The organism is Methylobacterium sp. WL9, from assembly GCF_008040035.1.
Taxonomy (GTDB): domain Bacteria; phylum Pseudomonadota; class Alphaproteobacteria; order Rhizobiales; family Beijerinckiaceae; genus Methylobacterium; species Methylobacterium thuringiense.
On record NZ_VRVE01000104.1, the window covers coordinates 1 to 13,249 of the forward strand.

The 13,249-nt window shown below is 68.9% G+C and carries 10 protein-coding genes and 1 pseudogene; 2 read left to right on the forward strand and 9 right to left on the reverse strand.

The genetic code is table 11. The features are described 5' to 3' along the window. The first annotated feature begins 240 nt into the window (after window positions 1–240). Complete coding sequence (locus tag FV217_RS20100) at window positions 241–1,047, forward strand: SGNH/GDSL hydrolase family protein (protein ID WP_147819230.1); 807 nt, start codon at window positions 241–243, stop codon at window positions 1,045–1,047. Window positions 1,048–1,057: 10 nt separating this feature from the next. Next, window positions 1,058–1,471, forward strand: a complete 414-nt coding sequence (locus FV217_RS20105) for a group III truncated hemoglobin (RefSeq protein WP_238232089.1) — start codon at window positions 1,058–1,060, stop codon at window positions 1,469–1,471. 93 nt (window positions 1,472–1,564) lie between these two features. Here FV217_RS20105 and FV217_RS20110 read toward each other — a convergent pair whose 3' ends face one another. The 9 genes and pseudogenes from FV217_RS20110 to FV217_RS23065 all read right to left on the reverse strand — a co-directional run. Then, a complete protein-coding gene (locus FV217_RS20110) occupies window positions 1,565–2,368 on the reverse strand; it encodes an MBL fold metallo-hydrolase (protein WP_147819232.1) in 804 nt (267 codons plus the stop codon). A 16-nt stretch (window positions 2,369–2,384) separates the two neighbouring features. Beyond that, window positions 2,385–3,182 (reverse strand): TatD family hydrolase, encoded by a 798-nt coding sequence (locus tag FV217_RS20115; protein ID WP_147819234.1) that lies wholly within the window; start codon window positions 3,180–3,182, stop codon window positions 2,385–2,387. A gap of 35 nt (window positions 3,183–3,217) precedes the next feature. Continuing rightward, complete coding sequence (gene metG, locus FV217_RS20120; protein ID WP_147819236.1) at window positions 3,218–4,777, reverse strand: methionine--tRNA ligase; 1,560 nt, start codon at window positions 4,775–4,777, stop codon at window positions 3,218–3,220. A 277-nt stretch (window positions 4,778–5,054) separates the two neighbouring features. Continuing rightward, window positions 5,055–6,119 carry a DNA polymerase III subunit delta' gene (locus FV217_RS20125; protein WP_147819238.1) on the reverse strand — a complete coding sequence of 355 codons (1,065 nt, stop codon included), beginning with the start codon at window positions 6,117–6,119 and terminating at the stop codon, window positions 5,055–5,057. Then, on the reverse strand, window positions 6,109–6,819 hold the full coding sequence (gene tmk, locus FV217_RS20130) for a dTMP kinase (RefSeq protein ID WP_147819240.1): 711 nt from the start codon (window positions 6,817–6,819) through the stop codon (window positions 6,109–6,111). Before tmk ends, FV217_RS20125 begins: the two co-directional genes overlap by 11 nt. 58 nt (window positions 6,820–6,877) lie before the next feature. Beyond that, entirely contained in the window at window positions 6,878–8,104 is a 1,227-nt protein-coding gene (locus FV217_RS20135; RefSeq protein WP_147819242.1) for a D-alanyl-D-alanine carboxypeptidase family protein, read from the reverse strand. A 128-nt stretch (window positions 8,105–8,232) separates the two neighbouring features. Continuing rightward, the gene (locus FV217_RS20140) at window positions 8,233–9,504 is read right to left on the reverse strand and encodes an efflux RND transporter periplasmic adaptor subunit (RefSeq protein WP_238232091.1); all 1,272 of its coding nucleotides are present in this window, start codon (window positions 9,502–9,504) and stop codon (window positions 8,233–8,235) included. Window positions 9,505–9,612: 108 nt separating this feature from the next. Further along, on the reverse strand, window positions 9,613–12,843 hold the full coding sequence (locus FV217_RS20145) for an efflux RND transporter permease subunit (protein WP_147819244.1): 3,231 nt from the start codon (window positions 12,841–12,843) through the stop codon (window positions 9,613–9,615). 112 nt (window positions 12,844–12,955) lie between these two features. Beyond that, window positions 12,956–13,249, reverse strand: a pseudogene (locus FV217_RS23065) (hypothetical protein); the annotation flags it as partial.

A 13,249-nucleotide genomic window follows, 5' to 3' on the forward strand; every position in this document is an offset into this window, starting at 1 on the left:
CCATTCGCATAAGATATATTATGGAACCTAAGCCTCTATTTTCAGGGGCAGGGGGCCTGGAAGGCGGTCCGCTGGGGGTGTCGCCGCATCGGCACAGGTCGCACGCAAAGCAATCGTTCACATTGAATCGCAGCCACGCTTCGGCGGCGCTCGCGCTAATGTCACAATCTCCCGTCATGGCCTCCCTTTATGGCCTCCCGACACGCTTCCCGGCGATCCCAGCCCTCGAATCCGATGCTGATGTCCCTGCGCTTCTCGTGTTTCGGTCTGGCCCTGCTCGCGACCGCTGCCGGGCTCCCTGCCCTGGCGCAGCCGGATCTCGCGCCGACGGCGACGCCGCGGGCCGTCGAACGGCAGCGCGTGGCGTCCGAGCGGGTCTCGATCAAGCTGGCGCGGCTGGCTTCACTGCTGGGCAAGGACGGCGACATCCGCATCGTCGCCTTCGGTTCGTCCTCGACCGCGGGGGCGGGCGCCTCCTCGCCGGCGGCCACCTACCCGGCCCTGCTGGAGACCGATCTCGAGGATCGCCTGCAGATCGGCGCGTCGAGCCGCCGGTCGGTCACGGTGATCAACCGCGGCAAGGGCGGCGACGATGCCCGGGACATGGCCGGGCGCCTGGAGCGCGACGTCATCGCCGAGCATCCGGACCTCGTGGTCTGGCAGACCGGCAGCAACGATCCGCTCAAGGGCGTGCCGGTGGAGCGCTTCAAGGAACTCACCCGCGCGGGCATCCTGGCGATTCGGGCCGCCGGCTCGGACGTGGTGCTCATGGACCAGCAATGGTGCCAGCGGCTCAGCGGCGTCGCGAATGCCGCCGAGTACGGCGAGGCCCTGCACGAGCTCTCGGCCGAACTCGGCGTGCCGGTGATCCCGCGCCACGACATGATGCGCGCCTGGGTCACCCGCGGGCTGATGACGCCGCAGCAGATGATCGGCCCGGACGGCCTCCACATGACCGATGCCGGCTATCGCCAGCTCGCCAAAGCCGCCGCGGTGCAGATCCTGGCCGGCGCCGGCCTGGTCCAGCCCTCGCTCGCCCGAAACTGATCGGGAAGGGGTGTCTACGCCCCCTCCCCGCGCTCCGTACGAGGCGCTGACCGAGGAGACGCTCGGCCTGTTCCTCGACGCCTTCTACGCCAAGGTCCGGTGCGACGCCGTGATCGGGCCGGTGTTCGCGGCACGGATCGCGGACGGCGACTGGCCGCGCCATCTCGCCAAGATCCGCGATTTCTGGTCGTCGGTGCTGCTCAAGAGCGGGCGCTACAAGGGCAATCCGTTCGGCAAGCATCAGGCGATCGGCGGCCTCGGCCTGGCGCATTTCGAGCGCTGGCTCGGGCTGTTTTCGCAGACCGCGGCAGAGGCCTTCGCACCGGAGATCGCCGCGATCCTGTCGGAGCGCGCGAACCGGATCGGCGACAGCCTCAAGGCCGGATTGTTCTTTCGCCCGGAGCTTTTGCGGGCGAACCCCTGATTTCTCGAGTGTCCTCGATGCCCCGCGTCGAGGAGGTCCGCCGCGCCGGCGGCGGCGCGCAGTCGCGCTTGCCGAAGGCCGAGGCCGTCGGGATCACAGATCCACGACCACACCGAACCCGTCATGGGCCGGCACCACGCCCGGCGGCAGCTTCTTCGCCAGCGTCTCGTAGTCGAGATCGGTGTGGAGGTTGGTCAGGATGGCGCGGCGCGGCGCGACCTCCTCGATCAGCGCGAGCGCGTCCGATACCGAGTAATGCGACGGGTGAGGGGTCTCGCGCAGGGCGTCGACGATCAGCAGGTCGAGGCCCTGGAGCCGCGCCTTGGCGGCCTCGGGCATCAGGCTGACGTCGGGGGCGTAGGCGGCGGGCCCGAAGCGGAAGCCGTGCGCCTCCTCGTTGCCGTGCTCCATCGCGAAGGGGAGGGCCTCGATCGCACCGCCCTCCCCGTCCACCGTCACCGTCGCTGCCGCGTCGAAGGCGTGCATGTCGAGGATCGGCGGGTAGAGGCTGCCTGGCGGCGTCTCGAAGGCGTAGCCGAAGCGGGTCCTCAACAGGGACTGGGTGAAGGCGTCGGCATGAACCGGAATGCGCCGGCGCATGGTCAGCACCAGCGGGCGCAGGTCGTCGATGCCGTGGGTGTGGTCGGCATGGGCATGGGTGAACAGCACCGCGTCGAGCCGGCCCACGCCCGCATCGAGGAGCTGTTCGCGCAGGTCGGGCGACGTGTCGACGAGAAGGGTGGTCGTACCCTCCCCCTCCTGCCGCTCGACGAGAAGCGAGCAGCGGCGGCGGCGGTTCTTCGGGTCGTTCGGGTCGCAGGCGCCCCAGCCGTAGCCGACCCGCGGGACGCCGCCCGACGAGCCGCAGCCGAGGATGCGCAGGGTCAGGGACGGCATCTGCGTTGTCCGCTCCTCATGCCGTCCTGCCCTCCAGGGCGGCCGCCTTGTCGAACAGCCGATAGAAATTTTCAGTGGTCTGCGCGGCCAGGGTCTCGAAGGGCAGATCGAGGGTCTTGGCCAGCGAGCGGGCGGTGTCGGCGGTGTGGGCGGGCTCGCAACGGCGGCCGCGATGCGGCTCGGGGGCGAGGAACGGCGCGTCGGTCTCCACCAGCATCCGGTCCTGCGGCACCGCGAGCGCGATCTCGCGCAGTTCGTGCGAGCGGCGGAAGGTGACGATGCCGGAGAAGGAGAGGTAGAGGCCGAGTTCGACCCCGACCCGCGCCAGCCGGGCACCGGAGGAGAAGCAGTGCAGGATCGCCTTGAACGGGCCGCGCCTGACCTCGTCCGAGAGCACCGCCTCCATATGCGCGTCGGCATCGCGCGAATGGATCACCAGCGGCAGGCCGGTGGCGCGGGCCGCGGTGACGTGGGCGCGAAACACTCGTTCCTGCACCGCCTGCGGGGCCGCCTCCTCGTAGTGATAGTCGAGCCCGGCCTCGCCGATGCCGACGCAACGCGGGTGCTGCGTCAGGCCGGCGAGGGTCTCGGCGGAAACGTCCGGCTCCTCGGCGGCGCCGTGGGGATGGGTTCCCACCGTGTACCAGACCTGGGGATGCGCCTCGGCGATGGCGCGATAGGCCTCGGCCTTAGCGACCCGCGTCGAAATCGTGAGCATCCGGGTGACGCCCGCGGCCTCCGCGCGGGCGATCACGCCGGGGATGTCCTCGGCGAAGTCGGGAAAATCGAGATGGCAGTGACTGTCGACCAGCATGGATCGGCTGTTTCACATCCTCTGAGCGGACGGCCTCAGGCCGCCTCGGGTTTTTCGAAACGCGGGAAGATCGGGCTCGGTGCCGGCAACGGGGTGCCGGCCTGCAAGCGGTGGGCCTCGCCGACCTGCGCGAAGAGACGCGCCTGCACCGGCACGGCCAGCAGGTCGAGCAGCACCCCGGCCGCATTCGGCACGAAGGGCTGTACCAGGATGCCGACGCGGCGCAGGGTTTCGACCGTGACGTAGAGCACGGTGTTCATGCGCGCCGGATCGGACTTCTTCAGCCGCCACGGCTCTTCCGAGGCGAAGTAGCGGTTGGCGTCAGCCACCACCGTCCAGATCTCGGCGAGGATCTGGTGGAGGGCGAGGTCCTTCATCAGCCCTCTCGCCGTCTCGGGCAGCGCCGCGGCGGCGGCGAGAAGGGTCTGGTCGGCCTGCGTGAACGCACCCGCTTCGGGGACCGCGCCCTCGCAGTTCTTGGCGATCATGGAGAGCGAGCGCTGGGCGAGGTTGCCGAGGTCGTTGGCGAGGTCCGCATTGATGCGGTTGATGATCGCCTCGTGGCTGTAGCTGCCGTCGCCGCCGAACGGCACCTCGCGCAGGCAGAAATAGCGCACCGGATCGACGCCGTAGGTCGAGACGAGATCCATCGGGTCGACGACGTTGCCGAGCGACTTCGACATCTTCTCGCCCTTTGAGAGCAGGAAGCCGTGGCCGAAGACGCGCCGCGGCAGCGGCAGGCCCGCCGACATCAGGAAGGCCGGCCAGTAGACCGCGTGGAAGCGGACGATGTCCTTGCCTATGACGTGCAGATCCGCCGGCCAGTACTTCTTTCGGGGATCGGTCTCGTCAGGGAAGCCGGTGACGGTCAGATAATTCGTGAGCGCGTCGATCCAGACGTACATCACGTGCGCCGGATGGCCCGGCACCGGCACGCCCCAGTCGAAGGTGGTGCGGCTGATCGAGAGGTCCTTGAGTCCGCCGCGCACGAAGCTCGCGACTTCGTTCATGCGGGTATCGGGCCCGACAAAGTCCGGCTGCTCGGCGTAGAGCTTCAGCAGCCGATCCTCATAGGCCGAGAGGCGAAAGAGAAAGTTCTCCTCCTCCATCCACTCGACGGGCGTGTCGGTCTTGAGCGTGCGGCGCGTGCCGTCCGGCTGCAGCACCGTCTCGGCCTCGTCGAAATAGGCCTCGTCGCGTACCGAGTACCAGCCGGAATACTTGGCGAGGTAGATGTCGCCGTTGGCCTCCATGCGCCGCCAGACCTCCTGCACCGCGGCGTAATGCTCGGGCTCGGTGGTGCGGATGAAGCGGTCGTAGGAGCAGTTCAGCGCGTCGGCCATGCCCTTGAAGCGCGCGGCCATGTCATCGACGAAGGCGCGCGGCGTGGTGCCGGCCCTGGTCGCGGCCTGCTGGATCTTGAGGCCGTGCTCGTCGGTGCCCGTGGTGAACTGGACGTCGTAGCCGTCGAGCCGCTTGAAGCGCGCGATCGCGTCCGTGGCGATCACCTCGTAGGCATGGCCGATATGCGGCATCCCGTTGGGATACGAGATCGCCGTGGTGATGCTGAAGCTGCGCTGCGCCGTGTCGCTCACGTCTGGAGGCTTTCGGGATCGCTGAATGGAGCGGGATCGGGAAGCCGCCTTGTCGCGCGGCCGGCCTGCCGACGCAACCGACGATCAAGCGAGGCAAGCGCTTGGCAGCGCCTGCCTCGGTTTGTCGCTCAGCCTCAGTCGCCGGCGCCCGCATCCGCGGGCTCAGGCTTTCGCTCCGCTCGACGCATACCAAGACGACCGTCTCGGTAAGCCCACTCCGCGCGGCGCTCTTCGCGCCTCGAAGCCGCCAAGCGGCTTCGGAAAATTGCGTTTCAGATCAAGCCTGGCGCATCGCCCCGGCCACCTCGCCGAACAGCGACAGCACCAGCGGCCGCCGGTCGAGATTGTACACCGCCGCCTCGCGCGCCTTTGCGCCGATCCGGTCGGCGGCCTCGACGAGCCCGAGGAGGCGCGCCGCCCCCTCTCCCTTGCGGCGGTCGATCTCGCCGGAGAGGAAGCGCTGCAGCGTGTCGAGGGCGGTGGCGAAGAGCTCGTCGGCATCGCGGCCGGAGAGCGTGTCGGCGAGCTTCAGGATGCGGCGCCAGTCCGGATCGTGCGGGCTCGACAACAGCATGCGAACCTCGCGCACTACGCCGGCCGTCGCGGAATCGAGCAGCGCCACGGCGCGCGAGACCGAGCCCTCGCCGAGCGCGGCGGCCCGCGCGATCGCCTCCAGCTCCGGCTGCGCGAAGGGCGCCGGAAACCCCGCGATCACCGCCTCGACCTGATCCTGCTCCAACGGCCGCAGGCTGAGCTTGCGGCAGCGCGAGCGGATCGTCGGGAGGAGGCGGCCCGGCGCGTGGCTGACGATGAGGAAGAGCGCGCGGGGAGGCGGCTCCTCGACCATCTTGAGAAGCGCGTTGGCGCTGTTGGCGTTGAGGTCCTCGGCGCTGTCGACGATGCAGACACGGTAGCCCCCCTCCCCGCCCGCCGTCTCGGCAAAGAGGTCGAGGGCCTTTCGCGCCGCCTCGACGGGGATCTTCGTCGGCAACGTCTTGGCATTGGGGGCCTGGACGCGCCTGAGCGCCACGAGGTTCGGGTGCGACAGGGCCGCGACCTGACGCGCGGCCGGGTGCCCCGGCGGCACGTCGAGGCTCTCAGGGTTACCGAGCGTGCGCGGGTCGGCGACGAGGCGGCGCGCGACCCGGTAGGCGAGGGTCGCCTTGCCGATGCCGCGCGGGCCGCCGATCAGCCAGGCATGATGCAGCCGGCCGGAGCGCATGGCCTCTTCGAAGGCAGCCTCCGCCGCCTCGTGACCGACGAGGCGGTTCTGCTCGCGGGGGCGGGGAATGTTTTGGAGATCGCCCGCTTCCGCGGTCTCGCGTGCGAGTTCAGGCGGCATTTTCGCGAGCCTTCCGGTCCTCGGAGAGTGCGGGCAGGCGGGCGGCGACCGCCTCGCGAATCGCCGCTTCCACGGCATCGGGCTCCGCCGTCGCATCGATCACGGCGCAACGCCCCGGCTCGGCCTCGGCGATGGCGCGAAAGGCGGTGCGCAGGCGCTCGTGGAAGCCGAGCGCCTCGGCCTCGAAGCGATCGGCCTCGCCCTCCCCGTTCGAAGCGGCGGCGCGCTTGCGGGCGCGGGCGAGGCCGGTTTCGGGCGGCAGGTCGAGGATCAGCGTGAGGTGCGGATGCGTCTCGCCGACCACCACGCGCTCGAGCGCGCGCAGCACGCTCTCTCCGACGCCGCCGGCCGCGCCCTGATAGGCGCGGGTCGAGTCCGAAAAGCGGTCGCAGAGCACGACCGCGCCCTGGGACAGGGCCGGGCGGATCAGCCGGTCGAGATGGTCGATGCGGGCGGCGGAGAACATCAGCGCCTCGGCGAAGGCCCCGTGCGGCTTGGCCGCGCCGGCCAGCACCGCCTCGCGGATCGCCTCGGCCTTCGGCGTACCTCCTGGCTCGCGGGTGGTCACCACCGCGCGGCCGGTGCGCTCGCGCAGATGGGTCGCGAGGCGAAGGATCTGCGTGGATTTCCCCGCACCCTCCCCGCCTTCGAAGGTGATGAAGACGCCCTCAAGGGCGGCTTCGGGTGCGTCGTTCGTCATGCCCTCAGGCCTCTAGCATGACCGGCAGGGTGTTGCGATGCCGCTGCCCGTCCACGGTTCAAGAGGCGCCGGCGCTCTTGTCTCCACCCTTGGCCTTGTCGAAGGCCTTGCGCACCAGATCGCCGCCGACCTCCAGTGCCGAGTCGAAGGCGCGCTGAGTGAGCGTGCCCTGGGCCACGGTTTCCGCGGCGAAGAGCGGCTGGTCGAGGGCGATGGTCTCGCCGCGCATGACGCGGAGCGTGCCGATCCGCTTGCCCTGCTCCACCGGCGCGACGAGCGGCCCCTGGTAGATGACGCGGGCGCTCATGCGCTCGGTGGAGCCGCGCGGCTGCAACAGGCGCACGGGCTTCTTGGCGACGACCGCCACAGCGCCCTTCTCGCCGCCGAAGACGGGCACCTCGGCCACGGTCTCGCCCGGCTGGAAGACCTGCCGGTTCTCGAAAGCGCGAAAGCCCCATTCCATGAGCTTGCGCGCTTCCGAGGCGCGGTCGCGGGCGGTCTTGAGGCCCGACAGCACCATGATCAGGCGCTGGCCGTTCTGCACCGCCGAGCCGGTCAGCGCGTAGCCGGATTCCTCGAGGTAGCCGGTCTTGAGACCGTCGGCCCCGATGTCGAGGGTAAGCAGCGGGTTGCGGTTCTGCTGCTTGATCTTGTTCCAGGTGAACTCGCGCTCGGCGAAGATCTTGTAGAGGTCCGGATAGGTGTCGATGATGTGCGCGGCGATCCGTGCCATGTCGCGCGCCGTCACCTTCTGGTCGGGGGCCGAGTAGCCGGTGGCGTTGCGGAAGGTCGAGCGCGTCAGCCCGATCTCCTTGGCCTTCTGGTTCATCAGTCCGGCGAAGGCCTCCTCCGTGCCGGCCATGTTCTCGGCGATGGTGATGGCGGCGTCGTTGCCGGACTGCACGATGAGCCCGCGCAGCAGGTCCGACAGCTTGATGCGGCTGTTGACCTGCGCGAACATCGACGAACCGCCGCCGCCGGCCCCGCCCCGCTTCCAGGCGTCCTCGGTCACCGTGAACTCGGAATCCATGGTCAGCCGGCCCTCCTTGAGAGCGCCGAAGACCAGTTCCGTGGTCATCAGCTTGGCCATGCTGGCCGGAGAGAACGGCTCGTCCGGCGCCTTCTCGAACAGCACCGCGCCGGATTCGGCGTCGATCAGGATCGCGTGGGGCGCGGCCGTCTGGAAGGTCTGTGCGCCCGCTGGGGCCGCCGATAGCGAGAAGACGGTGACGAGCACCGCTGCCGTGCGGGAAAGGATCGCTTGGAAAGCCGGTCCGGCACGCATGGTCGTCTCTCGCGCGTCGCCTGCAACTGGCAGGCCCCTCTGAAGCTTGAGTATACAGCGAATTCCCGCGCTGATCGAATCCGAGCCTCGGGAATGGTAACGCCTGCGACGTCCTGACCGCTCCCCGCCTAACGCTGCGCCGCCTGCATCGGCTTGCCGTCGTCCTTCTCCGGCTGGAGCTCGATCTTCTGGCCGTCCCGGATGTCCGGCGGCGGGCTGATCACGACGCGCTCGTGGCCGTCGAGGCCTTCGTCGACCTCGATGGTCGCGCCCAGATCGCGCCGGATGTGGATGTTGCGCCACGACAGGGTACCGTCGGGGGTGGCGACCGCGACCTGGGTGCCGCGCTGGTTGAACACCATCGCCTCCGCCGGAACCCGCACCGAGGGCGCCGTGCGCGGGATCTGCAGCGTCACGTAGACATAGAGCCCGGCCTGGAGCGCGAAGTCCTTGTTCGGCACGTCGACCTGCGTCGTCAGCGTGCGCGAGGCCGAGAGCAGCGCCACCGAACTGCGCTCGACCGTGCCGGAAAAGCTGCGGTCCGGCATCTGCGGCACCTTGATGGTCGCGGAGATACCGGGCTTCACGCCGACGGAGGCGTTCTGGGGCACGTTGACCGAAATGCGCAGCACGTCGTCCTGGACCATGGCGATGAGCGGCGTGCCGCTGCCGGCATCGGCCGTGACGAGGTCGCCGACATCGACGCTGCGTGTGGTGACCACGCCGTCGAAGGGCGCGGTGACGATCTCGAAACCGGTGAGCGCCTTGAGCCGGTCGACTGTGGCCTGCTGCGCCTTGATGTTGGCCTCGGCCACCTTCACGTCGGCCTCCGCCGAGGCGAGGTTGGCGTTCTGGCTCAGCACGCTCGCCTGGGAGTTGTCGGCGTTCTGCTTCGAGGCCCAACCCTGGCCGGCGAGGGTCGAGGTGCGGGAGTTGGTGACCTGGGCGAGGCTGACATTGGCCTTGGCCTGATCGACCATCGCCTTGGCCCGCAGCAATTGCGCGCGGAGCTGCCCAAGCTGGGCTTCCTGCTGGGCGAGCTGCTGGTCGAGGTCGGGGGCGGCGATGCGCAGCAGGCGGTCGCCCGCCTTCACTCGCGAGCCGATATCGACGTTGCGCTCGGCGATGTAGCCGGTGGCGCGGGCGAAGATCCGGGCGGTGGCGAAGGCCTCGGTCTGGCCCGGCAGCGTCAGGGCGACCGGCGTATCGATCTTTTCGGCAGTGACGGCGCGGAGCTTGGGCACCTGCTCGATGACCTTGCGGCGGCTCTCGGTGGCAGCCGCATCGCGCTGCCAATGGCCGTAGCCGCCATAGGCCAACAGGCCGAGCGCCATGAGGGCGACTAACAGGAACGGTCCCTTGCCCGGCGGCGGCGGGATATCGTCTTCGGTCCCGCTCACATCAGTTCCTTTGCCAAAGGCCAGACACCCCTCGGTGCGCGCTCTCCCTCTCCCCGCACGCGGGGAGAGGGGATGCGCACGCCATCGTTGCAGCGAGCCTGCACCGGATCATACGTAATCCTCGATAGGCTTCACCGCGCCGCGGCGCAGCAGACTGTAGAGAAACGGCACGAACAGCAGCGTCGCGGGCGTGCCGAGCGCGATGCCGCCCATCACCGCGCGGGCGAGCGCCGCGTTCTGCTCGCCGCCCTCCCCCGAGCCGATCGCCATCGGGATCAGGCCCAGGAACATCGCGCCGGCCGTCATCAGCACCGGCCGCAGGCGGGTCTCGCCCGCCGCGATCGCCGCCTCGAAGGCCGTGCAGCCGGTGGCCTCGCGGTGTTCCTTGGCGAAGGTGACGAGCAGGATCGAGTTGGCGGAGGCGATGCCCACCGACATGATCGCCCCGAACAGCGAGGGGATCGAGAAGGCGGTACCGGTGATGAACAGGCCGGCGGTGATCCCGCAGAAGGCGAGCGGCAGGGCGGCGAGCACCACGAAGGGATCGCCCCAGCTCTGATAGTTTACGGCCATCAGCAGGTAGACCGCGATCAGCGCGATGCCGAGGCCCACCTCCAGCCGGAAGAAGGCCGAGCGCATGTTCTCGATCTGGCCGCGCACGACGATCTTGTCGGGCGCCGCGAGATTCTTCTGCTCCTCCTGCACGATCCGGTCGATCTCGCCCGCCACCGAGCCGAGGTCGCGGTCCTGCACGGCGGCGTAGACGTTGAAGGTCGGCGAGGTGTTGACGTGGTTGATCACGGTCTGCGTCGGCATGCGCTTGATCGAGGAGACGCTGGAGAGCAGCGTCAGCACGCCCGGGCCGTCGCGGCCGCCGCCCTGCACGAGCAGCGGCGTGTTCTGCAGGTCGGTGAGCGAGGCGTTGCGGTATTCCGGCGTCTGCACCCAGAGCTGGTAGGGGATGCCGGTCTTCGGGTCGGTCCAGAAGTTCGGCGTCACCTGGAAGGAGCCCGACAGCGAGACGTTGATGCTCTGCGCCACCTGCTGCTCGCTGAGGCCCAGCTCGGAGGCCTGACGGCGGTCGATGTCGACGTAGAATTGCGGCTCGTTGACGATCTGGTGGAGGTGGACGTCGGTCAGTCCCTTGGTCTCCTTCAGCCGCGCTACGATCCGCTGGGCGACCTCGAGATCCTTCTCGATGTTGCGGCCCGAGACCTGGACGTCGATCTGCGCGATCACGCCGAAATTCAGGATCTGGGTGATGATGTCGGAGGGCTGGAAATAGACCACGAGATCGGGGAAGCGCTCGCGCAGCGTCTCGCGCAGGCGCTTGGTGTATTCGGCCACCGAACCGTGGCCTTCCTTCAGATTGATCAGCATCTGTCCGTCGTTGTAGGACACGAACGAGCCGTCGGAGAAGGCGAAATTGTAGTTGTTCGACGGGATACCGATGTTGTCGAGGATCAGCTCGACCTCACCCGGCGGGATCACCTCCCGCACCACCGTCTCGACATCGGCGAAAACCTGCTCGGCGGTCTCGATGCGCATGCCGGTGCGGGTGCGCAGGTGCATGGTCATCTGGCTCGATTCGACCTGCGGGAAGTAGTCCTGGCCCACGAAGCCGAAGAGCCCGGCCGTGCCCGCCAGGATCAGGCCGACGACCGCGAGCGTGGCGATGCGCCGCCGCAGCACCACGTGCAGCAGGCCGACATAGCCCCGGTGGAATGTATCGAAGCGCCGCTCGAAGCCGCGGCGGAATTTGCCGGCGATCCAGAAGACCGGCTTCATCGGTAGCGACAGCGCGCGCCGCAGGCGCCCGCTCTTCGGTTTCTCGTGCTCCACGCCGTGGTGCTGGGCGTATTCGCGCGCGACGAGCACGTCGATGAGCAGCGGCACCAGGGTGCGCGAGAGCAGATAGGAGGTCAGCATGGCGAACACGACCGCCATCGCCTGCGGCGTGAATAGGTATTTTGGGATGTCGGTCAGCGCGAAGACCGAGACGAAGGCGGCGCAGATCGAGAGCGTGGAGATCAGCGCGGGCTTGGCGATGCCGGCCGCGCCATGGACCACGCTCTCGCGAAATGGCCTGCCCTCCTCGAACAGCCGGTAGGTGTTCTCGATCGCCACCGTGCCGTCGTCGACGAGGATGCCGACCGCGAGCGCGAGCCCACCCAGCGTCATCACGTTGATGGTCTGGCCGAGCGCCGCGAGCACCGCGAGCGAGGTCAGGATGCAGAGCGGGATCGAGATCAGCACGATCAGCGTCGAGCGCCACGAGCCGAGGAAGAGCAGGATCGTCAGCCCGGTCAGGGCCGAGGCGATCAGCGCCTCCTCCAGCACCCCGTGGATCGCCGCCGAGACGAAGACCGACTGATCGAACAACGGCTTGACGCTCATGCCCTCGGGGGCGGCGGCGCGGATGTCGGGCAGCGCCTTCTTGAGGTTGTTGACGACGTCGAGGGTCGAGGCGGTGCCGTTCTTGAGGACCCGCATCAGCACCGAGGGCGCGCCTTCGCTCCGCACGATGTTGACCTGCGGCGGCCCGCCGTCGCGGACATGGGCGACGTCGCGCACCAGCACCGGCTGGCCGGCCACCACCTTGATCGGGATCTCGTTGAGTGCCGCGATAGTCTCGGGCGTGGCGTTGAGCTGGACCGGGTATTGCTGCTCGCCGAACTTGGCGAGACCCGAGGGCAGGGTCAGGTTGCCCGAGGTCACCGCGTTGGTGACTTCCAGCGGCGTGATGCCGAGCGCCTGGAGCGCGTGGAGGTCGAGGTCGACCATCACCTGCCGCGGCGCGCCGCCGAAGGGCGAGGGCAGCGTCGAGCCCGGCACCTGGGTCAGGCGCTGGCGGATGCGGTACTGGGCGTAGTCGTAGACCTTGTTCAGGCTGTCCTTGGTGGAGGTCAGCGCGAGCTGGATCACCGGCACCGACGAGGCCGAGAACCGCACGATCACCGGCGGCTGCACGCCCGGCGGCATCAGGGCGCGGATCGAGTTCGTCGAGGACACGACCTGGGCGATGGCCAGGTCGATGCTGACGCTCTGGTCGAAATAGATCTTCAGCACCGCCGTGCCCTGGAGCGTGGTCGACTCCATGCGGGCGATGTTGTTGACGTTGTTCGAGATTCCGAATTCGGAATAGGTCGTGATCCGCCGTTCCATCTCCGGCGTCGACAGGCCGGTATAGGTCCAGACCACCACCACCACCGGGATGTCGACGGTGGGCAGCACGTCCTTCGGGGTGACGAGGATCGCGCCGGCACCGCCGAGCATCATCAGCACGGCGAGCACGTAGGTCGTGATGCGGAATTTCAGCGCGTACTGGACGAGTCCCATCCGCCCTGCCTTCACGACCCCGTTTCGGAGGACGATCTACAACAGCCGGATTGTTTCCAGTAAATGTCTTAGGACGCCGCGCGGGGAAAACGCGCGGGGATGCCGCAGAGGTTTAGTAGACGCCGGCCACGTGCGAGCGGCGACCGGCCGGACCGGAGGCGGATTTCGTCACCGCGGCGGATTTGCCCGCCGGGGATGCCTTGGCCGTCGAGGCGGACAGCAGTCGGGCCATGGCGAGCTTGTCGTTCGAGGGCATCGTCGCGGCGGTCCGCACTGCCGGGGCGGCCTTGCCCATGACTGGGGAGGCCTTGGCCGCCGAGACCAGAGCCGTGCGCTGAGCCCCTCCCCCGAAGGCCGCCTGCGCCGTGCGGGCCGACGCGGCCGGAGCGGTCCCGCGCATCGCGCC